Here is a 25,168-nt window from a genome sequence, read left to right as displayed (position 1 = left end):
TTATAATAATAAAAAACATCGGGGGTTTGATGCAAATCGAGGTAAAAAATATCGAAGATTTGAAAAATGTCGTCGAATGTATAAAAAATAGCGGAAAAAATATAATAATCCTAAGTGGGACTCTTGGCAGCGGAAAAACCACACTTGTAAAAGAGTTCGTCAAATTATTGGGATTAAGTGATGAAGTGACGTCTCCTACGTTTGCCATTCAAAACGTTTATGGTGAAAAAGTTTATCATTACGACCTTTATAATAAAGGAGTTGATGAGTTTTTGGCTCTTGGGATGCTTGAAGAGCTTGAAAAAGAGGGCTATCACTTTTTGGAGTGGGGAGAGGGTCTTGAAGATATTTTGAAACTTTACGGGATTGATTATCTGCTTATAAAAATTACGCTTGAGGGTGATAAAAGGATATTTGAATGTCAAAATTAAAAGCTGAAAATTTAAAAAAATCATTCAAAAAGACGCTTATTATAAAAGGTGTCAGTATTGAAGTAAATACGGGTGAAGTCGTAGGGCTTTTAGGACCAAACGGAGCCGGAAAAACGACGACTTTTTATCTTATTTGCGGACTTTTGGAACCGGATGAGGGGAAAGTGACGCTTGAAGAACAAGATATTACAAAATATCCTCTTCATAAAAAAGCGAGAATGGGAATCGGATATTTACCTCAAGAAAGTTCGGTTTTTAGGGACTTGAGTGTTGAAGATAATCTCTATATCGTAGCCGAGCAATATTATGATAAAGATACTCAAAAAAAAGTGGTCGAAGACTTGCTTGAGAAGTTTAATATCGAGCCTATCAGAAAAAGAAAAGGGATTAATCTAAGCGGTGGTGAAAGAAGAAGGGTCGAAATAGCAAGAGCGCTTGTGCCAAGACCTAAGTTTTTGTTTTTGGACGAGCCGTTTGCTGGGGTGGACCCGGTAAACGTTAACGATATCAAAGAGCTTGTGAAATTCCTAAGTCAAGAAAATATCGGTGTTATCATCACCGACCACAACGTAAGAGAAACGCTTTCGATTTGTAATAGGGCGTATGTACTAAAAGACGGAAATATCCTAACTCACGGAGATGCGAATCATATCGTAAATCATCCGGAAGTTAAAAAACATTATTTGGGAGAAGAGTTTAGGCTATGAAACTAAAACAAAAAACAACCCAAAAACTTTCAACCAAACTTATCAGTTTTTTGCCTATACTAAAAGCGGGAATCGACGAACTTTATGAGGAATTAAAAGAACAATCCTCTCAAAATCCTTTTTTGGAAGTTAAAAGTAAAAAATTCATAACTGCAAGCAACCTAAAAAACGCCATAACTAACGAAATAGAAGCGCTTAGCACTTCAAAAACCACTCTTTTGGAAGAGTTGATAGAACAAGTTGAAAATTCAAATCTCTTCCCAACCGAAAAATCGAAAATGATAGCGATGATGATAATAGAAGATATAAACCCTCAAGGTTTTTTTGAAGGCGATGAAGAGGAAATAGCAATGCTTACAGGCACGAGTGTCGAGAAAGTAAAGGCTATTAGAGAGAGATTTATGTATTTAAATCCTGTGGGAGTCGGGGCAAAAGACATAAAAGAAGCTATGCTTTTTCAGCTTTATAATACCGAAGATATAGACGAAGAGCTTTTTGCCTTGACAAAAGAGATTATAAAAAATATCGAAAACATCGAAAAATATTTTAATCATCCGCGTTTTAAAGAAGCGATGAAAATAATAAAACAATTTAAAGTAACTCCGAATCTCGAGTTTTTGCCGGATGAAGAGATAATTCCGGAAATTATAATCATAAATAACGACGGAATGCTTGAGATAAAACTAAACGACGAACACTACCCCGAAATCTACATAAAAGACGACCCTGCCGAGGATGAGTACTCAAAAGAAAAACTAAAAGAAGCAAGAAGTCTTATCGACGCTCTTGAAATGAGAAAATCGACTCTTAAAAAAATCGCTTTAATGATTGTGGAGTTTCAGTATGACTTTTTTCAAGGCGGGGTTATAAAACCTATGAAAATCCAAGATATCGCCGATGCTTTGGAGTTTGCCCCTTCTACAATCAGCCGCGCGATTGCTAACAAATATCTCTTGTGCGATAGAGGAATTATACCTCTGAAAAACTTCTTTTCAACCGCACTTGATGAGGAAGTTTCTGCAAACCAGATAAAAGAAGAGATAAAAAATATAATCAAAAACGAAGATGAAAACAAACCTTTAAGCGATGACAAAATCTGTGATATTATCAATAAAAAATATAATTTGTCACTTGTCAGAAGGACTATTACGAAATACCGCGAATCATTAAAAATCCCAAGCAGCAGGGAGAGAAAAAGACTTTATAAGGTGGGGGTGAAATTTTAATCGTTTCTTATAATCAGGCTTTTTGGAAGATTGAACTTTTCTATTAACTCTTTTTCTTTTTCTCTCATCTCTCCGTTGTCGGTTTCGTGGTCGTATCCCAAAAGATGTAAAAGTCCGTGAATAAAAAGCAGTTTTATTTCGTCATTAACACTATGGCCGAACTCTTGTGCTCCTTTTTTTGCAGTGTCGATTGAGATTACGATACTGCCAAGCGGCATACCGGGCATATCTTCAAGTGGAAAACTTAAAACGTCGGTTGCTTTGTCTTTGTTTCTGTAGGCTTTGTTTAGCTCTTTTATCTCTTCATCCGTTGTCAAAATAAGCTCGATATCTTTATTTGTGAGATATTCATAAATTTCTTTTAGTTCTTCGATGTCAAACTCATAATCCGTTCTATTGTCAAAATCTATCATTAACAGGCCTTTTTTAGTAAAATTATATAAAAGTATGGTGTTGAAATGGAAGAGAGGGGAGGGATAGTGAAGTTGTGAAATGGTGAAAATGGTGGGTTTGTAAAAAAGGGAAAATAAGTGAGATTGGTATGGGTAAAAACAGTACAATACTGAATAAAGGAAGAATATGAAAGCTGTGGTGATTTTGAGTGGTGGGATGGACTCTACAACCGCCGCGTTTATTGCAAAGCAAGAGGGATATGAGATTATTCCTCTTCATTTTAACTACGGGCAAAGAACGGAAAAAAGAGAGCTAAAAGCATTTAATGATATTTGCGATTATTTAAAAATCGAAAAAAATAAAAGATATATTATCGATATTCCTTTTTTCAAGCAAATAGGAGCGAGTGCTCTTGTGGATGAGAGTTTGGAAGTGCCTACTGACGGATTGAAACCGGGTATTCCGATAACTTACGTACCTTTTAGAAACGGGATTTTTTTGTCTATTTCGGCAGCTGTTGCTGAAAAAGAGGGAGCTGAAGCTATTTATATCGGTGTTGTGGAAGAGGATAGCAGCGGATATCCGGATTGTAGGGAGGAGTTTATAAATTATATGCAAAAAGCAATAAACGCCGGAACCAAACCGGAAACGAAAGTAGAGATAAAAACTCCTTTGATTCATCTAAAAAAAGAGGATATCGTAAAAAAAGCGGCTGAGGTTGGCGTGCCGTTGGAACTGACTTGGAGTTGTTATAAAAACGAAGATGAAGCGTGCGGGGTTTGTGATAGTTGTAGGTTGAGACTAAAAGGTTTCGAAAAAGCGGGAATGAAAGATAAAATACCATATAAAGAGTAAGATTATTATGTTAATTTGATGTGCATATAATTTTTTTTCATTTATGTATTTGTGAACTTATGAATTTATGAATTTATGTTGAATATGTTAAATATGGTGAATATTTTGCAAGGTTTTATAAGATGATTTTAAGTTGGAGTTATTGTTTAAAAAATCCTGAATAGGGTAGACTTAGAGTTAAGTTGTGGTTTTGGAGTGATTTTTTATTACAAAATTTCACATTTAAATAAATTTTTGGCATATGACAAAAAAGATTAAAAAAAATTAACCGATTACATTAAAATAAAAAAAAGGAGTACCATGCAAAAGAAAATAGAAACGGTAAAAACCTTACTTGACGCACTTCCGTTTATTAGAAAATTTTACGGAAAAACCATAGTTATAAAATACGGAGGTGCGGCGCAGATTGATGAAAAATTAAAAGAGAGTTTTGCAATTGATATTTTGATGCTTTATATGGTGGGAATTAAGCCCGTTATTGTTCACGGAGGCGGTAAAAGAATTACTGAAATTCTAAATGCCCTAAACGTCAAGACCGAATTTAAAGACGGAGTTAGGGTAACTACGGAAGATTCGATTAAAATCGCCGAAATGGTACTAAGCGGCGAAATTAATAAAGAAATTGTAAATATGTTAAATCAGCACGGAGCAAAAGCTATCGGAATCAACGGAAAAGATATGAGCTTTATGAAAGCAAAATCGCTTGTCGGATATACGGGAGAGATTACTTCGATTGACGGAGTGTTTATCAATAAACTTCTAAGCGAAAATCTTATTCCCGTAATTGCGCCTATTGCGGCCGGAGACTCTCCGACACACCCTGGATACAACATAAACGCTGATACCGCAGCAAGCGAAATTGCCGCAGCTATCGGTGCTAAAAGAATTATTTTCCTAACTGATACGCCGGGAGTGCTTGATAAAAACAAAAACCTAATAAGCTCTCTAACGGCAGGTGAAATTGAAAATCTAAAAAAAGACGGAACAATTGCAGGGGGGATGATTCCGAAAGTGGATGCCGCTCTTAGCGCAGTGAAAAGAGGAGTCGAAAAAGCCCATATAATCGATGGAAGAGTGGAGCACTCCATATTGCTCGAGCTATTGACGAGTGAGGGTATAGGTACTGAAATCAAGGAGAAATAATGCACTACATCTGGACCGAGCTTTTTATACTTTTTTTGACGATATTCGTCGCAAAAATTCTTGCAAAAAAGACGAATACGGTCGATGTACTTTGGTATATCGTGCTCGGTGCGGTACTTGGAAATTTGCATATTTTAAGCGAAGACCACAGAATCGAGTTTTTGGGTGAGATAGGGATTATTCTTGTTATGTTCGCGCTCGGATTCGAAGAGAATCTGAGTAATTTTTTAAAAGGCGTCAAAAAAGCGTGGGGAATTGCGATTATCGGTGCGATTTTTCCTTTTTTGGCAGGATTTTTGAGTGCCAAATTTTTCGGGTTTTCTACTAATTCCGCTCTAATTTGGGGACTTACGATGACGGCTACGGCCGTATCGCTTACTATGGTGAGTTTAAAGTCTTTGGGACTTGAAAAAACTCCGGCGGCTACCGGTATTATGACGAGTGCCGTTGTGGATGATGTGCTTAGTTTAATAGGAGTTGCGGTACTTTTGCCTATTATTCTTAGCGGAAACACTCAAAACGGGAATTTGGTAGTCGATTTTGAAAAATTAATGAATACGTTTTTTGACGTATTGGCGTTTTTCGGGTTTGTTTATTTGGTGGGTAAATTTATCGTCCCTCACAAAAAAGGAATAAGATATCTTTTTATCGTCGATAGAGGTAATTATGCTGTTTTGGGTGTTTTTATTTTGGTCTTTTTATTCGGAGACGTTGCACATATTTTGGGATTTCATCCGGCGATAGGCGCATATTTTGCTGGGTTGATACTTAAAGCCGAATATTTTGAAGTGGGAAATCAAAATAGAGCCAAAGAGATAGAAAAAATCACCAATACTATGGCTTTTACGGTATTCGGACCGGTATTTTTTATTTTGCTCGGCGGAAAAATAATCTTTGAACCGCATATTCTAAAAGAAGTGATTATACCGACACTTACACTTTTTGTTTTAGTGCTAGTTTTTCAGGTACTCTCCGCCGCTTTTGCCGCAAAATATACGGGCGGATATTCATCAAAAGACAGCTGGCTTATCGGCTTTGGGATGCTCGGGCGTGCCGAGCTTGCTTTTATCGTGCTTAATATCACGTATGTCCAAAATCATCTCATCTCTCAAGAAGAGTTTTATACGCTCATGTTCGTGACGTTTTTGCTTAACATTTCCGTACCTCTTCTTTTGAAATGGTACAAGCCTATTTACGAATCGGAATAGTTTTTGCTTCTCCTTTTAAAAAGGAGAGAAAATGTATAAAATAAAAAAGCCGATACCGGGGTTTGAGAACTTTAACGAAGCTACTTTTCAGTTGATAGACGAAAGTTTCGCTCTTTTAAAAATAAACGACTACATCTTCACGCTTGTCAATCCTTTTGCGCTTGATAAAAACTACTCTTTCGAGATTCCGGCCGATGTGAAGGTTTTGCTGGATATAGACGAAAAAAATCCTCCTCTTGTATATTGCAATCTCGTCAGACAAGAGCCGTTTAAGGATTCTATCGTTAATTTTAAAGCGCCGATTTTGCTAAATCCGAAAAATCATACCTTAGCTCAGGTGATATTGGAAGATTACGACTACGCTCCTATAAAAGATTTTATAAAAAAATGATAAAATTCCACCCAAAAAGGGTGGCTTTTGCCGTTAAGTAAATTAAACAAAGAACAACTCCAAGCCGCAACCGCTCCTTTGGGGCATAATTTGGTAATTGCGAGTGCCGGGACGGGTAAAACTTCTACGATTGTAGGAAGAATCGCTTATCTTTTAGAAGAAGGTATAAAACCCGAAGAAATTTTACTCCTTACATTCACCAATAAAGCCGCAGCCGAAATGAAAGAGAGAGTCGCGCGTGTGATTCCAAGCGCAAAAAATATAGAAGCCGGCACTTTTCACTCGGTAAGCTACAGATGGCTAAAAAAACTCAATAAAAACATAACCCTAAAAACTCCCAAAGATTTGAAAATTCTTTTTAAGTCCATATACGACAAAAGAGATTTTTCTCGTCTCGGAATAGAAGAAAAACCTTATAGTGCCAATTATCTTTTTGATTTGTACTCTTTATACCTAAACTCAAACGCTCCCTCTTTTGAAGAGTGGCTGTTGCAAAAAGCTCCCTCTCACGAGCCGTATGCATTAATATACGAAGATATTTTCGACGAGTATGAAAACATAAAAAAAGAGCACAATTTGGTCGATTTCAATTCTTTATTGATCGAAATGACAAACCACCTAAAAAACGGAATAGAAAATCCTTATAGAGAAGTGCTCGTAGATGAATATCAAGATACCAATCCTTTACAAAACGAACTTATTGAGTCGGTAAAACAAGAGGGGCTTTTTTGTGTGGGTGATTACGACCAAAGTATTTATGCTTTTAACGGAGCGGATATTTCTATTATTTCCACTTTTGATAAGAGATACGAAAACGCAAAAGTTTTTACTTTAAAGAAAAACTATAGAAGTTACGGCGAAATTTTGGATATTGCAAATAGGGTTATCAAAAACAACCCGAGAATTTATCCCAAAACCCTTGAAGTTACCAGAGGATACAGCGGTGAGTATCCGAAAGTTTTGATGTATAACGATACTTTTGAAGAGTATAGGGATATCGCAAGCAGGATTTTAACAAGCACTACAAAAAGAGAAGAAATAGCAATACTTTTTAGAAACAACTCTTCAGCCGATGCGATTGAAGCGATGCTTAGAGAAAAAGGAATAGAGTGCAAAAGAAAAGGCGGTATGAGTTTTTTTGACAGCAGAGAAATTAAAATAACTCTTGATTTGCTCACTTTTCTAATAAACCCGAAAGATATTATGGCTTTTATTCATATTTTCGAATACGCTAAAGGTGTCGGAAGTGCAATTGCCGGCGAAATCTTCGAAGCTCTAATGACGCTTGGCGATGGTGATGCGATAAAGGGGTTTTTAAATCCCGATACTTCAAAAAAAGTCTTTACCAAAAAAAGAACTTCATATCAGTTGGGGCTTTTTGATGATTTCGTTACGTTAGGGAGTGTGAGTAAGTTCGTAAATTTGGGGTTTGATGAAGAATTTTTGGCAAATCCGATACTAAGACACCCGAAACTATCTATTGAAGGTGCCGAATTTTTACATAATTTTTATCAATTCTTAAAGAGAATAAAGCGATTTAAAAATCCTCAAGCTATTTTTAACGAATTAATAAATTCGAAAATTTTCGATCATATTATTTCGAACATAGCAAAAGAACGCGCAAAAGACAAAAACGGAAAAATAGACGAAGAGAGATATCACGAAGCGAAAGAAAAAATAAAAAACAAAGTCAAAATTTTAGGCAATCTTTTAAAAAATTATTCGGATTTGGAGAGGTTTTTAAACGCTATGGTGCTTGGTGCGAGCGAAATGAGTGAGGGGAGCGGAGTGAACTTATTGACCGTACATGCAAGCAAAGGTCTTGAATTCGAAGAAGTTTATATCGTAGATATGATGGAGGGGCGTTTTCCAAATATCAAACTTTCAAAACCTGCCGGAGGTATAGAAGAAGAGAGAAGACTTTTTTACGTAGCAGTCACGCGTGCAAAAGACAGGCTTTTTTTCGCACTTGCAAAAAACGACAGAATAAAAAATATCACTTACGAGCCGAGTAGGTTTTTAAAAGAAGCGGGGTATAAGGTTTAAAAGGGTATTGGGTTGTAGGTGTTGGGTGATGGGTTTTGGGTGATGGATGATAGGTATTGGGTGATGAGTGTTTCAGGGTAAAGTTATTATGTTAAGTTGTTGGTTTAAATTTATAAAATTTTTGTTGGAAATCTGTCTAAAGTATAAAAGTGTATTCTAATACATATTTTGAAAATAAAATATTTTATTAATTTTAATACTCTATTTTTAGAGGAGTTTTATATCAATTCTAAATTTTGTGTTAAAATTCGCTCCAAAAAAGGAAACATTTGTCAGCAAATTATAAAGAAAACAATCTAAAAAACATACTTCACGGATTTTTCTTAGCGGTGGCGATGAGTGTTGCGGACCCTTCTACGATTTTGCCGCTTATTGTTCATCATTTTAGCGAAAGTGTTGTGCTTGTAGGTGTTTTTGCTTCACTTTTGAGGGGTGGGGCGATTGCTGTGCAGCTTTTTGCCGCTTTTTATGCTCAGAGCTATAAAAAAGTAATGCCGTATTTGAAGCGTGTATTTTTGGCGAGATTTTTGAGTTGGCTTGCTATCGGGCTGGCTATTTTGATTATAGGCGATAAAAATCCTACATTAACGTTGATAGTTTTCGGGATAGGGCTTTTTATATTTAGTTTTTCGGCAGGTTTTGGGAGTATCTATTTTAGTGAAATAATTGCTAAGATTTTTGATAAAAAAGAGCGTGGAAAATCTATGGCAAACAGGCAGTTTTTTGCTGCTATAGGTGCAATTATCAGTGGAGGTATCGCAGGTTGGGTGCTTAGTGCGTTCGAGCCTCCGAAAAGTTATGCCTATTTATTTATAATTAGTAGTTTTTTGCTCGGTATCGGGTTATATGCTTTTTCTACAATCAAAGAGCCTGTAAAAGAAAATGTTAGAGTTAAAGAAGAGAGTTTTATAAAATTCCTAAAAAACGCTTTTGTCTTCCTAAAACAAGACAAAGCTTTGCAAATTCAGATTTTAACTATACTTTTTAGTTATTCGTTTTTGTTTGCTTTTCCGTTTGTTATTCTAAAAGCCAATCAAACGATTCATCTCACAGGTTGGCTTATCGGTGGCTTTGTTACCGTTCAGATGTTCGGAGCGTTGCTTGGAAATTTGGTTTGGAAAAAGCTTGCTCCTAAATATAAACTTATAATTATTTCGGCTTTTATTTCTATGATAAGTGCATTTGTTATCGCTCTTTTTGCAAAAAATGCAATTATGTACGCTTTAGTCTTTTTCTTAATCGGTTTTGCAATGGACGGATTTAAAATTGCGGGGATGAATTTGTTGTTTGAAATAGCTCCTGAAGATAAACGACCTATTTATGTAGCATTGCAAAACAACCTAACTTCAATAGGTCTGTTTTTCGCTATTCCGGGCGGATTTATTTTAAAAGCGTTCGGATATAACGTGCTTTATGTATTTACGATTATTATGCTTATGATAGGTCTGTTTTTTGCGACGAGACTAAAAGCGGAGTAAAGAGTAAAATTATTATGTTAATATATTAACATTAAAAACAATAAAATAATTTAATTTAAAATCCAAACTTATTTGAAAGAGGGTGGTTTGATATAGTGTTGTTTTTAGGTTGAATTAAAAGTTTTGAAGTGGATTTTTTAAATAAGAATCAAAGTTCCTTGAAGAATTACTAAAAGATATAAAAGAGAGGGATTAGTCAAAATCCCCTCTAAATCTTCTACCAAATCCCAAACCGCGACCGAAACCTCTGCCGCGTCTTCCGTATCCGAAGCCTTGGCCTCTGCCAAAACCTCTTCCAAATCCCATACCTCTTCCGTATCCTCTGCCATATCCGAAACCATAAGCGTATCTTCTTGAGTATCCTACGCCTCTTGGGTAATAATCTTCTTCGATTTCAGGCTCTTTTAAAGAGTCGATATCGTTTAGTACGGCTTGGATATCTTTCTCTTCGGTAAGAAGAGGTCTGATACCTTCAAATTCAAGGTTTCTAATCATACCTTCACCGAAATCTCTTGCTACAAGCACGTCAACTCCAGCTTCTTTAAGCAAAGCAGGCAAAATTCTACCCGTACCAAGGCCTCTTTGTCCTTCAGGTAGTTCTTTAAGGTCGATATGTTCTTCGTTGATTTTTTTAAGTACCGGATTGTCTATGTAATATTTTTCTCCGGTATTAGTATCAATAATTAAAAATCCTTTTGCAAGACCGATATGGTTTGCAACTGTTTTTTGGTTGTTTGTAGGAAATGCTACTCTCATTTTGCCCTCCTTAAAAGTTTTTTTTGATTTCAATTGATTTCCCGTTTAGCAGTGCATCCGCTATTTTTGCTCTGGCTTCCTTGAGAATGCGGCTGATAGTCGGACGAGAAACACCCATCTCTTTTGCCACATCCTCTTGATAAAGCCCTTCGTAATCCATAAGTCTTATAGCTTCAAGTTCGTCTTCGTTTAAAAAGACTTTTTCAAGAGAATGTCCCGGTACACCACACGGTTTAAAACATACTCTGTCGAAATTTCCTCTAATCCTTCTTCTGATTCTTCTTGGCATTTTAATGCTCCTTTCTGACATATGTTCGTTGAAATTATACATCTTATTTTAACATATGTCAAGTATTTTTTGATATAATTTTTTAAAAATAGGGGTTTTATTATTAAAACTTATTAACACGATAAGAAAAAATGATATACTTCTAAAATTTTTTAAGGGAGGCGTAATGGCAAAGAAAGTATTGGTTTTAGGTGGTGGTTTTGCTGCGCTTGAAAGTGCGATTTGGCTGAGAAAATATGGATTTGACGTAACGGTTATTACAAATAGAGAATATATGTACGTATATCCTATTTCTATTTGGATTCCGACAGGTGAGATAAGTTTTGAAGATTGTACTCTTGATTGGAAAGAGCTTAGCAAAGTTCACGGATTTGACGTAAAATTTAAAAAAGTTACGAAAATCGATATCAACAACAAAGCCGTATATTGTGAAGGCGAAGAGAAAAACTGCGATTTTGACTATCTGATTATTGCAATCGGAGCAGATAAAGTAAAACACAAAGGCAGCGAACATTTCATGTCTATTTGCGGCGCTCCTGAAGAATCACTAAAAATAAAAGAAAAACTTGACGAACTTATTAAAAGAGGCGAGGGTAAACTTGCGTTCGGATTTGGCGGTAATCCTAAAGACCCGAGCAATGTTAGAGGCGGGCCTGCTTTTGAGGTAATGTTTAATATTCACAACAAACTAAAAAAATTAGGAATCAGAAACAAATTCGATATTACATTTTTCGCTCCTATGCCAAAACCTGGTGCAAGAATGGGCGAAAAAGCTCTAAAAGTTATGGATATGTGGTTTAACAAACTCGATATCAAACAAATAAAAGGTAAAAAAATCACCGAATTCGTAGAAGACGGAGTGATTTTTGAAGACGGAAGCAAGCTTGAGAGTGATTTGACTATGTTTATTCCTGCCGGAAACGGACCCGCTTTATTTAAAGATACCGGACTTCCGTTAAATGAAGCCGGATTTATCAAAATAAACGAATACTGCGAAGTAATGCACGATTTTGACGAAACAAGCTCTGATAAATTCCCAATATTCGCAATCGGTGATAGTGCTGCTATCGACGGACCGGATTGGAGAGCTAAACAAGGACACTTAGCCGAAGTTATGGCAAGAGTTGCGGCATATAACATCAAAATGATGGAAGAAAGTAAAGAAGCCAGAAAAGAGTATATTTCTCATATAAATATTTTATGTCTGATGGATAGCGGTGATGGAGCTGCATTCGTATATAGAGACAATAAAAAGGCTATTTTAATACCTCTACCTATTATCGGTCACTGGATGAAAAAAGGTTGGGGCTGGTATTTCAAAAACTCAAAACTCAACAAAATCCCAAGAATCCCTGGAATGTAATTTGGTATAATTTTTCAAAAGGGCTTTTGCCCTTTTAAATATCAAAAGTGTCAGAGGAAACAAAATGGAACTCGTTTATTTATGGATAGAAGACTACAAAAACATTAAACGTCAAGGATTTACTTTTTCTCCAAGATTCAAATGTGAATTTAAGCCAAAATATAACGAAAAGGATGAGTTAATACCTGAAGAAAGCGAACTAATAATAGAAGAGAAAAAAGATTATGTTAATATATTTCCCGATAATATCAATGTAACGGCAATAGTTGGAAAGAATGGGGCTGGGAAGAGCAGTGTTTTGGAAGTTTTTTATGGATATTTATATGCAAAAGAAAACAGAGATAATTTAAATAAATGTTTTATTGTGTGTAAAGATAAAAATAATAAACTTTTTCATATTACAAAAAAAAATATAAAATCAGATTATCAATATATAGAAAAAGAAAAATTTTTAAATTTAAGTTATTCAATTTTTTTTGATTTTACTATTTTTCATACTATCAGTAATGAAGGCGGCGAAGTTTATAAAAAATTTTATTCCATTGAGCCAAGCAGGACTTTTCAAACCGGAAATCAAATTTCAAAAGTTGAACCCGTATCAATACATGCCAATTTGAAAATGAAATCTTTATATTTTTATTTTTTAGCTAATGAAAACAAAAATTTATTAAATAAATTAAATTTACCAGCTATAAAAAAAGTAAAAATAAATAATAAAAAACTGCTAAGAGATGTAAAAAAAATAATTTCTATCATAGAAACGGGTTTAAAAAATGAAAATCTGAAAGGTGATAATTATCAGAACTTTTTAAAAGAAATTTTAGATAAATTAAACATAATATTGAAAAAAGGCAAAAAAGAAAATCATGAAAATGAAATCACAAAAATTAAAGATTCTATAAAGAATTATTTTAAACTTTCACAAAATGATGAACAGTATATTTTAGATACAGATTTTTCTTTTTTTAAAAATAAGGAAGATTTAATAATATTGGAGATTTTAAATAATATTTTTCCTGTTGAATTGGAATTTGAATATCAAGAAGAATATTTTACATATTCAAAATTAAGTACTGGACAGAAAATCATTTTAAGTTATATTGGAATAATTGCTAATAATATTTTACTGTATTGTGATGGAAGAAAAATAAAAAATATTTTTATTTTTTTAGACGAGGTTGAAACAGGTTTTCATCCCGCTTTTCAAAAAAATCTTTTATTTATATTTGAGAATGTTTTAAATATAATATTTAAAGAATACAATTTTTCTTTATTTTTTTTGACTCACTCCCCATTTATCCTCTCAGACCTTCCAAAAGAAAATATTATTTTTATGAAAGACGGTAAAAACGTAAGTAATGAAATAAATATTGAAACGTTTGGTGCTAATATTCATACTCTTTTGACCCACGGGTTTTTTATGGAAGACGGGCTTATGGGTGGGTATGCAAAAAGTAAGATAGATGAAGTTATTAAATATTTGAATAATGAAGAGTCAAAAATAGCTTCTGATGAGGAAGCTCAAAAAATTATCAATATTATAGGTGAGCCTATAATTAAAAAAGAGCTTCAAAGAAAACTTGACAGTAAAAAACTAAATAAAATAAATGAAATAGAAGAAAAAATAACTATATTAAAAGAACGTTTGGAAATATTAAGGAAAAATTCTTGAAAAAAATTGTTATTTCTGAAGACATAAAAAAAGAGTTTATAAAATGTTTAGTAAATGGAAATTATAAGATAGATAATTTTAAATTAAGTGAAATTGAAATCAAATCAAATTATATAAAGATAGGAAATAAAAAATTTCCTTTTTTAAAAAATATTACAATTTTTTTAGAAAAATATGATGAAAGTATTTTAGCAGAGCTTTTGCTTTCAGATAATATTGATGAACTGATTATTAATTATCAAAAAAATAAAAGAACTACTAATATAAATGATGAAATAGTTAAAGAAGCATATAATTCATTAAGAAAAAAATGGGGATATAAGCTTATAGAACTTACAAATACTTCGGTATGTCCCTATTGTAACAGAAATTATGTATTTAATTTTATTAAAGATAAAAATAAATATGTTACTACAGTAGAATTGGATCATTATTATCCAAAAGAAAAATATCCATTTTTAGCATTAAATTTATATAATTTAATTCCAAGTTGTCGTACATGTAATCATAAAAAGCGAAATGATGATAGAAGGCATTTGCACCCTTTTTTTGATGATATTGATAAAGAGTTAAAGTTTAGTTTAAAATTAATAAATTCAAATTTTTATTATTCTAAAGAAGGCTTTGATATAGAAATTAATCTTGTAAATAATAATAAAAGGGCAGAAAATCATATCGATGTTTTCAATTTAGAGTCAATATATAAAAAGCATAAAGACATAGTCCTAGAACTTATTCAAAAAAAATATATGTATAACGAAGATTATCTTAATGAGCTTTTTAAAAAATATGAGGGTACTTTTTTTAAAAACTTAGAGGATTTAATGAGATTAGTCAGTGGTGGGTATGTAAGTGATAGTGAAATAAACAAACGCCCACTCTCGAAACTCATAAAAGACATATCAGAAGAGCTTGGGATTATATAATCCCTTTTAGTTCTTCTTTTAATTTATTACTTGCAACTGTGGCTTTGTCGTTTAGGAAAATGTCCGTGATACTATTTGTATAGTTGGACGGCTCGATATTTATTTCGATGATTTTCGCTCCGTTTTGTTTTGCGAGTATCGGTAGTTGGCTTGCGGGCATTATTTCTCCCGTGGTACCGACTACAATGAGGCAGTCGGCATTTTCGCAAAGTCTTATTGATTCTTCAAAAGCTTTTGGTGGAATGGGTTCGCCGAAAAATACGAAATCAGGCTTTAATATTCCTTGGCATTCGGGGCATAGAGGAGGTAGGGTTTCAAGAGAAATAGAATCTGAGTAAAATTTTCTTTTGCAATCAATACACTCCATTTTGTTTGCCGTTCCGTGAAATTCTATTACTTTTTTGCTTCCCGCTTTTTGATGAAGATTATCGATATTTTGAGTGATTACGCCTTTTAGTTTTCCTATTTCTTCAAGCCAAGCGAGGAATTTATGTGCGTCGTTTGGTTGGGTGTTTCCCATATAGTCATAAAAAATCTCTTTTATATATTTCCAACTCTCGGCCGGATTACTCATAAAAAAATCGATATCTAAAATTTTCGGGTCGTATTTGCTCCAAAGTCCCGTAGGACCCCTAAAAGGCGGGATTCCGCTCTCAACCGAAATACCGGCTCCCGTGAAAGCTACGGGAAATTTTGAATCTTTTATGATTTTGGCGGCTGTTTGGTAGTCGTTAATCACCATTTAGTACCTCCTCGATAACGTCTTTTATTTTATGTTTTTTTGAGACATACGTTTTGATTTGATATAGGTCTAAATTACCGAGCATTCCTTCTCCGAAAAATTTAGCTACGAATATTTCGACTCCTAATTCTTTTAGTTTTTTAGGTAATACTTGTCCGACTCCAAGACCGTGTTCTCCGCAGTCTCCGTGGAGTTTTTTGTGCTCTTTTATATATTCTTTCAATGCTTCGTTTTGAATATAAGTGGTTTCGTTAGTGTCGGTATCTATGACTAAAAATCCTTTTGCCATTCCGATACGGGGCGCTAATGTTTTTTTGTCGTTGGTAGGGAGTGCAATTTTCATTTTTTCTCCTTTTTATTTTGTTAATTATAAGATATAATAAGCAAAAAGGGGCAAAAATGCTAAAAGAATTTATTAAAAAAATGACGGAGTGGGCTTTAGAAAAAGAGGAAGAAGCGGCAAAAAATTGTGAAATTCCTATGGAGCAAATCGAAAAACAACTTCAAATCCTAAAAGAAAAAAGAGACGAACTCAAACAAAAATGCGAAGAGCAGTTAAAAGAGCTTGATAGTTTGATTGAAAGAGTGGAGCAAATCAAGAATATAGAAAAACTAAAGTGCGAGAAGAAGTAGTTATTTTTTAAACTCCTTGCACTTTTCCTTATTCATTTCAAATACCTCTTTTACCTTTTTAAGGTCTTTTTCTTTGGAATAGATATATTTTAACATCAATTTCTCGCATTTGTTGTTTAAATCCACGCCGAATTGTTTAAAAAACTCTTCGTAATCGTTAAGCTTTTTGCTTGCAAGCGTGTGATAGACATAGTGAGAAAAAGATAATAAAAATATACTACCGAAAAACAGTACAATAGAAAACACTCTAATATCAAAAACGTAAGGCATCGCCTGAAAAGCGGTAATTACAAGCAATGCAAGCGCAAAAAGCGTAGCTCCAATATAATATGCTTTTGACGAAGTTACGACAAAAAGATAATTATCCATATTTTTTTCGATTTTTGTAGCCGAATAGAAGTTTTTTATAGCGATAGCTATAATAACAACACTCACGGCAATTAATCCGTAATACAATATCATTCGCACACCTCAACTCGATTTCTTCCGTTATTTTTTGCTTTATAAAGGGCTTTGTCGGCGTTTTTGATTAATTCTTCAAAACTCTCTTTTGATGAGATGTATTTACAACACACACCAAAAGAAGCCGTTATTTTTTTGCCGTTAAAGTCGAAATTTTCTACGACTTTTCTTAGTTGTTCGGCGATTTTTTGGGCATATTTGATCGATTCGACGTTTTGAATATAAATCAAAAACTCCTCGCCTCCGTAGCGTACAATTATATCATTTTTTCTAAGTGAATTTTTTAAAATTTGTGCGAAAGTTTGGAGTACCGTATCACCGAATTGATGTCCGTATGTGTCGTTTATTTTTTTGAAATGATCGATGTCTGCAAAAATTACGCAAATATTTTTATTAATATTCTCTTTTAGAATTTTTTCCAAAATATTTCTGTTATATACTCCTGTTAGAGGGTCTTTTTGGATTTTTTCTTCGTATTTCGTAATATCGTTTATGAAAATCAAAATGGAGTTGTGGTTGAATTTAATGATTTTAATTTTTAAAATTTTATCGTCGTATTTTACTATCTGTTTTTTTTCATTAAGTTTTATATTCAGTTTTTCAATTAATTCTTCAAGAGATAATTGTCCGAGCAAGAATTTGAATTTTTTGTTTGCAAGTTTTAGTTTTTTATCTATATAAAGTGCCGTAGCTTCGGTTTGGTTTTCAAAAATAACTTTCAAAGCGTTTGTGAGCTCTTCGTTTTCTCTTTTGTTTTTGATTACTTCTGCTAAAAAGTTTAGTTTTTGCAGGAGTTTTTCTTTTTCCACCGGTTTTGTTATGTAGCCTTCCGCTCCGAGTTCAAGGGCTGATTGGAGGTATTCGCTATCGCTAAATGCGGTTACGAAAATTATATAAGCGCTCGGGTCTATTTTTTTTATATCGCGTGCCATTTCTATGCCGTCCATAATTGGCATTCTTATATCGCTTATGATTATATCGGGTTTGCGGGTTTTGAATAGTTCCAAACCTTCTTTTCCGTTTGTCGCTATTATCACTTCTTTAAAGTATCGTTTTAGCATCAATGCGAATATATCCCGTATCATTTCGTCGTCTTCTACGTATAAACAAATGAGGTTTTTTAAATACCGATTAATCACGTTTCGCCTTTAATATGATTTTGAATTTAGCACCTTCTTTTGTGTTGGCAACTTCAATCTTACCTCCGTTTCTTTCGATGATTTCTTTTACCATATATAGCCCCATACCCGTACCTTTTCCTTCTTCTTTGGTTGTGAAATACGGTTCGAATATTTTATCAAGATAGTGAGGGTCTATTCCTCCTCCGTTGTCTTCGATTTCAATTATAACGTTATCGCCGTCTTTTTTTGTCGAAATTTTGATAATTCCTTTTATTTTTTCTTTTTTTCTACGCTCGTCAATTGCGTCTTTTGCATTTGAGATGATATTTAATATCGCTTGCATAAGCTCGTTTTTATATCCTTCGATTTTTGCCGATTCTAAGTTTTCGATTACTTCGATATCGTGGTTTTTCAGCTGAGCTCTTTGTAAATGAAGAGTGTTTTGGATTATATCTTTGATATCGAAAATCGTTTTTTCCTTATCTTTTCTAAAAAAGTTTCTAAAATCATCAATCGTATTACTCATAAACTTGATAGTTTCCATATTTTTTTTGATAAATTCTTTTAGGGTTTCCTTATCAAGGTGTTCGTCTTCCGCTAAATCCTCAAGCATTTGAATATTTAAAGCCAAAGCGTTTAGCGGTTGGCGCCATTGATGAGCTATTGCTCCTATCATCTCACCCATTGCCGCCATTTTTGATTGTTGAATAAGGGCTTTGTCTTTTTCTCTTAGTTCGTTTACTTTCTCTTCTACCATTTTTTGGAGGTTTTTGTTTATTTTTTGAAGTTCTTTTGTCTTTTTCTCAACTTCTTTTTCAAGGTTTTGAGCGAAATGTTCTATCTCTTTTTGGGATTTGGTCAGAGCGTTTAGCATAATCTGAAAAGCATTGGCGAGCTCTCCGATTTCATCATTTGATTTTATGTCTATTTTTATATGTTTTTTACCTTTTGTTTTTGCTATTTTATCAGCCGTTTCGGTTAGTTTTTTGATAGGATTGGTTAGGATTTTTACCGAAATAATCGTAATTAACGTAATAAAAATCAAACTTCCGAAAATATAAATTGCAATCGTGTTGAAATAGTCGTTTGCTTTTTGTTTGAAAAGTGAAGCGTTTGCCACTTGAAGAATCACTAAAAACCTATCGGGTGAGAGATATACTTTTTTCGCTTCGTAAATTTTGTTTTGTTTTGTGTCGATAAATGAAATAACGTCTTTTGTCGAGTTGTAAAGCTCTTTGATAAAAGGAAAGTCGTTAGTTATTTTAAAATCTTTGCCAAACTCGAATCCGAACTCTTTATTCGGGTTTGTGGAGTTGAAAATATAATACCCTTCGTTGTTTGCGATATAGGTTTTTATAGGGGATTTTCTTAATTTTTCAAAATCGAATGCTTTCGTTATGTTGATGTTTATAATAACGATTGCACCTGTTTTTGTGTTGTTTTCGATGATTTTTGCGATTCTGATTGTAGGTTTTATAGGAAATTCGATTTGTCCGTATTCTCTGTTGAGGTTTATTTCGGAGATGTATATTTTATTGATAGGGTATTTGATCGTTTCTTTGAAATATTTCATATTCGATTTGTTTTGGAGTGAATTTTCTTTGAGTGAAATGATTTTGTTTTTGTCTTTTATGAGTTTGATAAGTTCGTTTCCTTTAATATCCAAGATTCTTATTTGATAGTAAGATTTGTTTTGAGTTAGCATAATATTAAAAGTCGAAATTACGTCTTGGATGAATTGGGAGTAGGTTTTGTTGTCTTGCGGGTCGTATTTATACGGGTCGTTGTAAGCTCTTACAAGTCCTTTGATTAAAGGATTATAGCTAAGGGTGTTGATGTCGTATTTGAAAGATGTGATTTGGTTTTTTATAAACTCGGTGTATTGGTTGATTTTTTGGTTTAGTCTGTCTTTTGAGTTTTGGATGAAGATTTTTTCGGCTTGAGAATACGAAACGTAAGAGAGTGTTATAATCCCTATAAAAGACGTAATCATTACAAGTACCGCAATTTTAATCGACAAACTAATTTTCATAATCCGCCTCGTTAAATAGAAGTTTTAAAAGCTCTATCATATCCTCTACGTTTTTATATACGTCGTCAGGCGTTTTGTTTTTCGGTATTTCGTAGATTTTAGGAATCTCTTCTTCATTTACATTCTTTTTGATCAAAAGCTCGTTAATAGACGCGTTTGTGATACGAAGTGCGTTATAAACGGTATTCGGGGTTATGATTTTTTCTTGCGGAATTACGATGTTGCTTATTTCTATGTTAAATCTTTTTTGAGTTTTTTTGATTAAAGAAAAGAGCTTTTCCGTTAGCAAAAAGACGTCTTTTGGGGTTTTGTTGATATATGTTTCGCTTCTTTGAAGAGTGTGTTGTATTGCGCTTTTTTTGATGTGCATATGTTTTAATAGCACTAAAATTTTATTTTTCATTTTTTTAGATAATAGGAATGTTTCGTTCGGGGTGTATTCGCTTGCTAGTAATACGTCGATTGTGTTTGATATTTTCCATAAGTTAAAATAAACATCACTTGGTGTTTTGCCTCGAGGTATTTTTTTGTCTGTCATATAGATGTATTCTTCGGTTTTGTATCCCATTGAATTCAAAAGTATCGTAATAATTCCGTCAAGTCTTATTACCATTTCATATACTTCGTTCGGTGTGATTTTTCTAAGAGGCGCTTCCGGGACTTGCGATGGGTAAAATCCCATTTGAGTTTTTAATCTTATAGCTTTTTCGGTCGCTTCTATTGCTTTTTGGTAGGCGTAAATCGGTTTTAGTCCCGGGATGTACGGAGGGTTTTTCGGTACGGCTTGGATTCCTTTTAGGTTTTTTAGGATATTCAGTTTTTTTAGGATGACTTGAGTTACCGCGTATACGTTATTTGGTGTTTTTGCAAGAGATGAAGGAGGGTATTGGATTAATGTCTTTTTGAAATCAAAAAGCGGCATAATTTCGCTTGCGTAGCTTAATATTTGCACAACGTCACTTGGAGTTTTAGTCTCTTTTGGAATTTCGCTTTTAAAATATCTCTCAACACCGAGTCTGTATTTTATTCTTTGTAGTTCAGCGATGTTGTATTGTATCGAGTCGTAAACTTCGGTAGGGGTGATAACTTTATGAGGGGTTTTGGGTACGTCTGTCGGGTTGTTTATCCATAGGTTTATTTCAGCTTTTCTGACTTTATCCAAAAACTCGTACGACTTATAAAGAGCGTGGTTCGGGTGTCTGTTTGGGAGTTTTGGCGGCATAGGCGGCAATACGTAGATATTTTGGGTTTGTCTTAAAAATTCGACGATTTTAAGAAGTTTGCTCGCAAGCCCGTAAACTTGTGTAGGGGTGTAGCCGCGAATACCCAACAAATCGTCCATTGCAAGAGAAATAGACCACAAAAGTCTATAAACGTCGTTTGGTGTTTTGCCTTTGTATTTTTTTAGTTTGAGGCTTTTTAGAAATTTGATATCTTTAATAAAGACGGTGATTTCGGCGTCGTCTCTTTTTACCATTTCATAAACGTCGCTCGGGGTAATTTCACGCGCCGGATATGGAGGAATAAAAATACTTCCGTATCCGTGACGCACTCTGTAAAGGTTGATTTTGCTTAATATTTCGAGTGCTTTTTGAATAACGTGTCTCGGGTATTTGTTCGTTTGGGGCGGAACGTTTGGAAACGGCTTGTTTATGCCCGCTTTTTCTCTTAGATATTTTACTTTTTGTTTTAAAAGCATAGCGTAAGAATATACGTCGCTTGGAGTTTTCACCATATATGCAAAAAGTGCGTTAACTGCGAAGATTAATACCAAAACCCTTTTCATTTTACCTCTTTTTCTTTTACAATCGGCAAAAGAAGAGGGCGGTTAATATAAAATGTAAAATTTTTGTAAGATTATTGTAACACTTCGTAACTTATCGATTTTTTATCAAGCTCTTTTTTAAACCACTCGAAAACTTCTTTTGCGTTTTCACCGGCAAATGAGATTTCGGAGGTGTAGTCTAATTTTGGCAGTGTGGAAAATTCGACGTTTTGAGGGATTTTTTTCATTATATCGAGCATTTCGGACTCTTTTGCATAAGCGATGAGAGTAAATCTTTGTTTTTGTTGTTTTTTAGGAAAATATTTATCCACTATCCATTCGGTCATAGGATGAGACATTTGCGGAAATCCCGGCATAAAAAAGTATCTCTCATCCACCATAAATCCCGGATAGCCGTTAATAGGGTTATTCCAAATCGGTTTGGAGTTTTTCGGCCAATAAGCTAAAAGGTATTTTTTCGTATTGTCTTCGTCGGGGAATTTTTTGTCGATAAGATTTTTGAATTCTTCGTTATATTCCATTTGCGAATCGCTAAATACTTTTGCCGCTACTTCTCTTGTAAAATCATCAGGTGTAGCACCTATGCCGCCATAGCAAAAAAGATACGAATTTTCGGTGTTTTTTATGAGTTTGAAAGTATCCTCTAAGAGTTTCGGGTCGTCTTTTATGATGAAAGAGGCGAAAAGTTCGTAGCCTCTTTGTAATAGTAGGTCTTTTAGAAAATCGAAATGTTTGTCTTTTCTTCTGTTTTGGAGTATTTCCGTGCCGATTATGACTTGAAATATTTTCATTACACTCCTGCTTTTTCTTTTACGATTTTTTCCATTTCGTCTACGATTTCTTCGATAGTTCTCTCACCGTTGATTTTGATAAGTTTTCCTTGAGATTCATAGAATTTTTCGATATCCGTAAGCGGCTCTAAAAATACTTTCATTCTGTTATTGAAAACTTCTACGTTATCATCAGCGCCTCTTGCTCTTCCAAGAACTCTCTCTCTTGCCACGTCTTCGCTTACCACCACTTCGATAACTGCAACAAGGTCGATGTCGTTATTTTCTTTTAGCATTTTATCAAGAGCTTCCATTTGCTCTACGCTTCTTGGGAATCCGTCGATTAATACGATAGGCTTATCCGCTTTTTCGATAGCGCTTTTGATTGTATTGATAACGATATTTAAAGGTACCAATTTTCCGTTGTCGATGTAGCTTGCAATCTCTTTTCCAAGCTCGCTTCCGCTTGCAACTTCGGCTCTTAGTAAATCACCTGTAGAGTAGTGCACTACCAAATCAGGGTTTCTTTGTGCGATAAGCTCCGCGTCAGTTGTTTTTCCGCTTCCCGGCGCTCCGATGATTAAGAATAATTTTTTCTTCATATTCTCTCCTTTGTTTTAGTTGATTTTTCCACTTCTCTCAATTTCACTAATTCACAATTTCACAACTTCACAATTTTACTATTTTACTATTTCACAAACTCACTTCTTCACAAAATCGGACATTCGAATTTTTTAACGTAAATCTTTTTTGCCATTCCTCTACCGACGGCTAATTTTCTGCCTTCGATGTCTATTTCGATAGGACCGAAAAAGGACTTGTTGATTATCTGTCCCATTTGGCCTTTTGCTATACCCATCTCTTGCATTCTGTGTTTGAAATTACCGCAACTCTCATCAAAACCGATAATTTTAAAAACATCTCCGTTTTTAAGTTCGCTCAGTCTTGCCTGCGCTACTACTTTATTCATTTTCCGTTTTTGGTTTTTTTACTCTGATGTGAAGTTCTTTTAATTGTTCTTTTTCAACTTCACCAGGCGCACCCGTTAGCAAACATTGAGCTTTTTGAGTTTTAGGGAATGCTATTACGTCTCTGATGTTGTCTGTGTGTCTCATAAGCATAATAACCCTATCAAGCCCGAGTGCGAATCCTCCGTGAGGCGGCGCACCGAATTTAAGCGCGTCAAGCAAGAATCCGAATTTCTCTCTTGCGTCCATTTCGTCGATTCCGAGAAGCTTGAATACTTTTTCTTGAATCTCTTCTTTATGAATCCTGATACTTCCACCACCGATTTCATATCCGTTAAGCACTAAATCGTATGCGATTGATTTGATATCTTCGAAGTTTTCTTCATCCCAAGTTTCCATATTCGGCATTGTAAACGGATGGTGAAGCGGAGTAGGGTTGCCGTTTTCGTCTTTTTCGAACATCGGGAAATCCACAACCCATACGAATTCGTAAGCTTTCGGGTCGTAAAGGTTCATATCTTTTGCGATTTTCGCTCTTAATCTTCCCATATAATCAAGAACCGTTTTTTTATCTCCCGCACCGAAGAATATAATGTCTCCCACTTCAGGTTTTAGTTTGTTAATCATTCTGTTTAGCGACTCTTCGCTCATAAATTTAAGAATAGGACCTTTTAATCCTTCCTCTTTTACCTGAATATATGCAAGACCTTTCGCTCCGAATTTTCTGACGAAATTTTCAAGCTCTTTTAGCATTTTTCTGCTGTAGAATTTGTCTCCGCCCGGAACTTTTAGAGCTTTAAAGCGGTTGTTTTTTTTGTCTTTTGCAATTTCCGCAAAAATTTCGTTGTTTGAATCTACAAATTCATCAATTACGTCCACCATTGCCAAGTCGTATCTCAAATCAGGCTTATCGCTTCCGTATTTTTCCATCGCGTCGTGATATGAGATTCTTTTGATAGGTGTTTTTACGTCTATTCCGGCAACCGCAAACGCCTCTTTTACCATACCTTCTATAGTTTTAATAACGTCGTCTTGTTCTACGAAGCTCATCTCAACGTCAACCTGAGTAAATTCAGGCTGTCTGTCGGCTCTTAGGTCTTCGTCTCTGAAACATTTCGCGATTTGGTAGTATTTGTCAAATCCGGCTACCATTAAGATTTGTTTGAATAATTGAGGTGATTGGGGAAGTGCGTAAAATTCTCCCGGATGAATTCTGCTCGGTACCAAATAATCTCTCGCACCCTCAGGTGTTGATTTTGTAAGTACGGGAGTTTCTACGTCGATAAACCCTTCTTTGTCGAAATAGTCTCTAATAGCTTTTACGACTTTGCTTCTTAAAATGAAAGTCTCAAGCATATCAGGGTCTCTAAGGTCTAAATATCTGTATTTTAGTCTGAGTTCTTCGTTTACGCTTTTATCTCCGATTTGGAAAGGTAATACTTCACTTTTGTTTTCGATAACAATTTCATCGGCTACCACTTCGATTTTTCCGGTTTTTAGCTTAGGATTTTCAAGACCTTCGCCTCTTAATCTGACTTTTCCTTTTACTTTGATAACGTATTCGTCTTTTACTTGCTCCGCAACTTCATGAGCTTTTTTGCTATCCGCAGGGTCGGCAACTATTTGAATAATCCCGCTTCTGTCTCTAAGGTCGATGAAGATTACTCCTCCGTGGTCTCTGTGAGAATTAACCCATCCGACAAGTTCTACTTCTTCGCCTACATTCAGTTCGTTTAGCTCCGCGCAGTAATGGCTTCTCATTAATTTCCT

General features: G+C 34.6%; 26 protein-coding genes. 13 read left to right on the top strand and 13 right to left on the bottom strand.

The window, feature by feature from the left end:
- Window positions 1-29 precede the first annotated feature (29 nt).
- The 3 genes from tsaE to EDC58_RS02455 are packed head-to-tail and all read left to right on the top strand — an operon-like array spanning window position 30 to window position 2,364.
- Complete coding sequence (gene tsaE, locus EDC58_RS02465) at window positions 30-431, top strand: tRNA (adenosine(37)-N6)-threonylcarbamoyltransferase complex ATPase subunit type 1 TsaE (RefSeq protein ID WP_123351915.1); 402 nt, start codon at window positions 30-32, stop codon at window positions 429-431.
- On the top strand, window positions 419-1,138 hold the full coding sequence (lptB, locus tag EDC58_RS02460) for an LPS export ABC transporter ATP-binding protein (RefSeq protein ID WP_123351914.1): 720 nt from the start codon (window positions 419-421) through the stop codon (window positions 1,136-1,138). The genes tsaE and lptB overlap by 13 nt, the downstream gene beginning before the upstream one ends.
- Complete coding sequence (locus EDC58_RS02455) at window positions 1,135-2,364, top strand: RNA polymerase factor sigma-54 (RefSeq protein ID WP_123351913.1); 1,230 nt, start codon at window positions 1,135-1,137, stop codon at window positions 2,362-2,364. Before lptB ends, EDC58_RS02455 begins: the two co-directional genes overlap by 4 nt.
- Here EDC58_RS02455 and ybeY read toward each other — a convergent pair.
- Window positions 2,361-2,777 (bottom strand): rRNA maturation RNase YbeY, encoded by a 417-nt coding sequence (gene ybeY, locus EDC58_RS02450; protein WP_123351912.1) that lies wholly within the window; start codon window positions 2,775-2,777, stop codon window positions 2,361-2,363. The two genes, EDC58_RS02455 and ybeY, sit on opposite strands and share 4 nt — an antisense overlap.
- 166 nt (window positions 2,778-2,943) lie before the next feature.
- Here ybeY and queC point away from each other — a divergent pair, with 166 nt between their 5' ends.
- From queC to EDC58_RS02420, 6 genes are all read left to right on the top strand, one after another.
- Window positions 2,944-3,612, top strand: coding sequence for a 7-cyano-7-deazaguanine synthase QueC (gene queC, locus EDC58_RS02445; RefSeq protein WP_123351911.1), 669 nt, complete (start codon window positions 2,944-2,946; stop codon window positions 3,610-3,612).
- A gap of 300 nt (window positions 3,613-3,912) precedes the next feature.
- The gene (gene argB / locus EDC58_RS02440) at window positions 3,913-4,755 is read left to right on the top strand and encodes an acetylglutamate kinase (protein WP_123351910.1); all 843 of its coding nucleotides are present in this window, start codon (window positions 3,913-3,915) and stop codon (window positions 4,753-4,755) included.
- Complete coding sequence (locus tag EDC58_RS02435; RefSeq protein WP_123351909.1) at window positions 4,755-5,963, top strand: cation:proton antiporter; 1,209 nt, start codon at window positions 4,755-4,757, stop codon at window positions 5,961-5,963. Before argB ends, EDC58_RS02435 begins: the two co-directional genes overlap by 1 nt.
- Before the next feature lie 31 nt (window positions 5,964-5,994).
- Window positions 5,995-6,354 carry a flagellar assembly protein FliW gene (gene fliW / locus EDC58_RS02430; RefSeq protein WP_123351908.1) on the top strand — a complete coding sequence of 120 codons (360 nt, stop codon included), beginning with the start codon at window positions 5,995-5,997 and terminating at the stop codon, window positions 6,352-6,354.
- A gap of 27 nt (window positions 6,355-6,381) precedes the next feature.
- Window positions 6,382-8,400: an ATP-dependent helicase gene (locus tag EDC58_RS02425; protein ID WP_123351907.1), complete on the top strand. Its 2,019-nt coding sequence runs from the start codon at window positions 6,382-6,384 to the stop codon at window positions 8,398-8,400.
- A 269-nt stretch (window positions 8,401-8,669) separates the two neighbouring features.
- Window positions 8,670-9,878 (top strand): MFS transporter, encoded by a 1,209-nt coding sequence (locus tag EDC58_RS02420; RefSeq protein ID WP_123351906.1) that lies wholly within the window; start codon window positions 8,670-8,672, stop codon window positions 9,876-9,878.
- A gap of 192 nt (window positions 9,879-10,070) precedes the next feature.
- Here EDC58_RS02420 and EDC58_RS02415 read toward each other — a convergent pair whose 3' ends face one another.
- On the bottom strand, window positions 10,071-10,634 hold the full coding sequence (locus EDC58_RS02415; protein ID WP_123351905.1) for a NifB/NifX family molybdenum-iron cluster-binding protein: 564 nt from the start codon (window positions 10,632-10,634) through the stop codon (window positions 10,071-10,073).
- 10 nt (window positions 10,635-10,644) lie between these two features.
- Window positions 10,645-10,923, bottom strand: a complete 279-nt coding sequence (locus EDC58_RS02410) for a DUF134 domain-containing protein (protein ID WP_123351904.1) — start codon at window positions 10,921-10,923, stop codon at window positions 10,645-10,647.
- Between the two features lie 166 nt (window positions 10,924-11,089).
- Here EDC58_RS02410 and EDC58_RS02405 point away from each other — a divergent pair, with 166 nt between their 5' ends.
- From EDC58_RS02405 to EDC58_RS02395, 3 genes are all read left to right on the top strand, one after another.
- Window positions 11,090-12,286: an NAD(P)/FAD-dependent oxidoreductase gene (locus EDC58_RS02405; protein WP_123351903.1), complete on the top strand. Its 1,197-nt coding sequence runs from the start codon at window positions 11,090-11,092 to the stop codon at window positions 12,284-12,286.
- A gap of 64 nt (window positions 12,287-12,350) precedes the next feature.
- Window positions 12,351-13,958: an AAA family ATPase gene (locus EDC58_RS02400; protein ID WP_123351902.1), complete on the top strand. Its 1,608-nt coding sequence runs from the start codon at window positions 12,351-12,353 to the stop codon at window positions 13,956-13,958.
- A complete protein-coding gene (locus EDC58_RS02395) occupies window positions 13,955-14,884 on the top strand; it encodes an HNH endonuclease family protein (RefSeq protein WP_123351901.1) in 930 nt (309 codons plus the stop codon). Before EDC58_RS02400 ends, EDC58_RS02395 begins: the two co-directional genes overlap by 4 nt.
- Here the strand turns inward: EDC58_RS02395 and EDC58_RS02390 are convergent.
- A complete protein-coding gene (locus tag EDC58_RS02390) occupies window positions 14,877-15,626 on the bottom strand; it encodes an SIR2 family NAD-dependent protein deacylase (RefSeq protein ID WP_123351900.1) in 750 nt (249 codons plus the stop codon). The genes EDC58_RS02395 and EDC58_RS02390 overlap by 8 nt on opposite strands.
- A complete protein-coding gene (locus EDC58_RS02385; RefSeq protein WP_123351899.1) occupies window positions 15,616-15,969 on the bottom strand; it encodes a NifB/NifX family molybdenum-iron cluster-binding protein in 354 nt (117 codons plus the stop codon). Before EDC58_RS02385 ends, EDC58_RS02390 begins: the two co-directional genes overlap by 11 nt.
- Before the next feature lie 56 nt (window positions 15,970-16,025).
- Here EDC58_RS02385 and EDC58_RS02380 point away from each other — a divergent pair, with 56 nt between their 5' ends.
- On the top strand, window positions 16,026-16,259 hold the full coding sequence (locus EDC58_RS02380) for a hypothetical protein (RefSeq protein ID WP_123351898.1): 234 nt from the start codon (window positions 16,026-16,028) through the stop codon (window positions 16,257-16,259).
- On the opposite strand, the gene EDC58_RS02375 is transcribed toward EDC58_RS02380, so the two are convergent.
- From EDC58_RS02375 to aspS, 8 genes are all read right to left on the bottom strand, one after another.
- A complete protein-coding gene (locus EDC58_RS02375) occupies window positions 16,260-16,721 on the bottom strand; it encodes an adenylate kinase (protein WP_123351897.1) in 462 nt (153 codons plus the stop codon).
- Window positions 16,718-17,860 carry a GGDEF domain-containing response regulator gene (locus EDC58_RS02370; RefSeq protein WP_123351896.1) on the bottom strand — a complete coding sequence of 381 codons (1,143 nt, stop codon included), beginning with the start codon at window positions 17,858-17,860 and terminating at the stop codon, window positions 16,718-16,720. The genes EDC58_RS02375 and EDC58_RS02370 overlap by 4 nt, the downstream gene beginning before the upstream one ends.
- Complete coding sequence (locus EDC58_RS02365; protein WP_123351895.1) at window positions 17,853-19,874, bottom strand: sensor histidine kinase; 2,022 nt, start codon at window positions 19,872-19,874, stop codon at window positions 17,853-17,855. Before EDC58_RS02365 ends, EDC58_RS02370 begins: the two co-directional genes overlap by 8 nt.
- The gene (locus tag EDC58_RS02360; protein WP_123351894.1) at window positions 19,864-21,660 is read right to left on the bottom strand and encodes a hypothetical protein; all 1,797 of its coding nucleotides are present in this window, start codon (window positions 21,658-21,660) and stop codon (window positions 19,864-19,866) included. The genes EDC58_RS02365 and EDC58_RS02360 overlap by 11 nt, the downstream gene beginning before the upstream one ends.
- A 71-nt stretch (window positions 21,661-21,731) precedes the next feature.
- The gene (locus EDC58_RS02355) at window positions 21,732-22,451 is read right to left on the bottom strand and encodes a competence/damage-inducible protein A (RefSeq protein WP_123351893.1); all 720 of its coding nucleotides are present in this window, start codon (window positions 22,449-22,451) and stop codon (window positions 21,732-21,734) included.
- Window positions 22,451-23,032 (bottom strand): adenylate kinase, encoded by a 582-nt coding sequence (locus EDC58_RS02350; protein ID WP_123351892.1) that lies wholly within the window; start codon window positions 23,030-23,032, stop codon window positions 22,451-22,453. The genes EDC58_RS02355 and EDC58_RS02350 overlap by 1 nt, the downstream gene beginning before the upstream one ends.
- A 107-nt stretch (window positions 23,033-23,139) precedes the next feature.
- A complete protein-coding gene (locus EDC58_RS02345; RefSeq protein WP_123351891.1) occupies window positions 23,140-23,400 on the bottom strand; it encodes a ferrous iron transport protein A in 261 nt (86 codons plus the stop codon).
- A complete protein-coding gene (aspS, locus tag EDC58_RS02340) occupies window positions 23,393-25,159 on the bottom strand; it encodes an aspartate--tRNA ligase (RefSeq protein ID WP_123351890.1) in 1,767 nt (588 codons plus the stop codon). Before aspS ends, EDC58_RS02345 begins: the two co-directional genes overlap by 8 nt.
- Between the last annotated feature and the right edge of the window lie 9 nt (window positions 25,160-25,168).

The organism is Caminibacter pacificus, assembly GCF_003752135.1.
In the GTDB taxonomy this organism is placed as follows: domain Bacteria; phylum Campylobacterota; class Campylobacteria; order Campylobacterales; family Nautiliaceae; genus Caminibacter; species Caminibacter pacificus.
The sequence above is the reverse complement of the archived record's forward strand: the minus strand, read 5'-3'. Positions and strand labels throughout refer to the sequence as shown.

What these genes read in the sequence shown, in the direction of transcription:
- tsaE (WP_123351915.1), top strand. Translation starts at nt 30, where the DNA reads ATGCAAATCGAGGTAAAAAATATCGAAGATTTGAAAAATGTCGTCGAA.
- lptB (WP_123351914.1), top strand. Translation starts at nt 419, where the DNA reads ATGTCAAAATTAAAAGCTGAAAATTTAAAAAAATCATTCAAAAAGACG.
- EDC58_RS02455 (WP_123351913.1), top strand. Translation starts at nt 1,135, where the DNA reads ATGAAACTAAAACAAAAAACAACCCAAAAACTTTCAACCAAACTTATC.
- ybeY (WP_123351912.1), bottom strand. Translation starts at nt 2,777, where the DNA reads ATGATAGATTTTGACAATAGAACGGATTATGAGTTTGACATCGAAGAA.
- queC (WP_123351911.1), top strand. Translation starts at nt 2,944, where the DNA reads ATGAAAGCTGTGGTGATTTTGAGTGGTGGGATGGACTCTACAACCGCC.
- argB (WP_123351910.1), top strand. Translation starts at nt 3,913, where the DNA reads ATGCAAAAGAAAATAGAAACGGTAAAAACCTTACTTGACGCACTTCCG.
- EDC58_RS02435 (WP_123351909.1), top strand. Translation starts at nt 4,755, where the DNA reads ATGCACTACATCTGGACCGAGCTTTTTATACTTTTTTTGACGATATTC.
- fliW (WP_123351908.1), top strand. Translation starts at nt 5,995, where the DNA reads ATGTATAAAATAAAAAAGCCGATACCGGGGTTTGAGAACTTTAACGAA.
- EDC58_RS02415 (WP_123351905.1), bottom strand. Translation starts at nt 10,634, where the DNA reads ATGAGAGTAGCATTTCCTACAAACAACCAAAAAACAGTTGCAAACCAT.
- EDC58_RS02410 (WP_123351904.1), bottom strand. Translation starts at nt 10,923, where the DNA reads ATGCCAAGAAGAATCAGAAGAAGGATTAGAGGAAATTTCGACAGAGTA.
- EDC58_RS02405 (WP_123351903.1), top strand. Translation starts at nt 11,090, where the DNA reads ATGGCAAAGAAAGTATTGGTTTTAGGTGGTGGTTTTGCTGCGCTTGAA.
- EDC58_RS02400 (WP_123351902.1), top strand. Translation starts at nt 12,351, where the DNA reads ATGGAACTCGTTTATTTATGGATAGAAGACTACAAAAACATTAAACGT.
- EDC58_RS02390 (WP_123351900.1), bottom strand. Translation starts at nt 15,626, where the DNA reads ATGGTGATTAACGACTACCAAACAGCCGCCAAAATCATAAAAGATTCA.
- EDC58_RS02385 (WP_123351899.1), bottom strand. Translation starts at nt 15,969, where the DNA reads ATGAAAATTGCACTCCCTACCAACGACAAAAAAACATTAGCGCCCCGT.
- EDC58_RS02380 (WP_123351898.1), top strand. Translation starts at nt 16,026, where the DNA reads ATGCTAAAAGAATTTATTAAAAAAATGACGGAGTGGGCTTTAGAAAAA.
- EDC58_RS02375 (WP_123351897.1), bottom strand. Translation starts at nt 16,721, where the DNA reads ATGATATTGTATTACGGATTAATTGCCGTGAGTGTTGTTATTATAGCT.
- EDC58_RS02365 (WP_123351895.1), bottom strand. Translation starts at nt 19,874, where the DNA reads ATGAAAATTAGTTTGTCGATTAAAATTGCGGTACTTGTAATGATTACG.
- EDC58_RS02360 (WP_123351894.1), bottom strand. Translation starts at nt 21,660, where the DNA reads ATGAAAAGGGTTTTGGTATTAATCTTCGCAGTTAACGCACTTTTTGCA.
- EDC58_RS02355 (WP_123351893.1), bottom strand. Translation starts at nt 22,451, where the DNA reads ATGAAAATATTTCAAGTCATAATCGGCACGGAAATACTCCAAAACAGA.
- EDC58_RS02350 (WP_123351892.1), bottom strand. Translation starts at nt 23,032, where the DNA reads ATGAAGAAAAAATTATTCTTAATCATCGGAGCGCCGGGAAGCGGAAAA.
- EDC58_RS02345 (WP_123351891.1), bottom strand. Translation starts at nt 23,400, where the DNA reads ATGAATAAAGTAGTAGCGCAGGCAAGACTGAGCGAACTTAAAAACGGA.
- aspS (WP_123351890.1), bottom strand. Translation starts at nt 25,159, where the DNA reads ATGAGAAGCCATTACTGCGCGGAGCTAAACGAACTGAATGTAGGCGAA.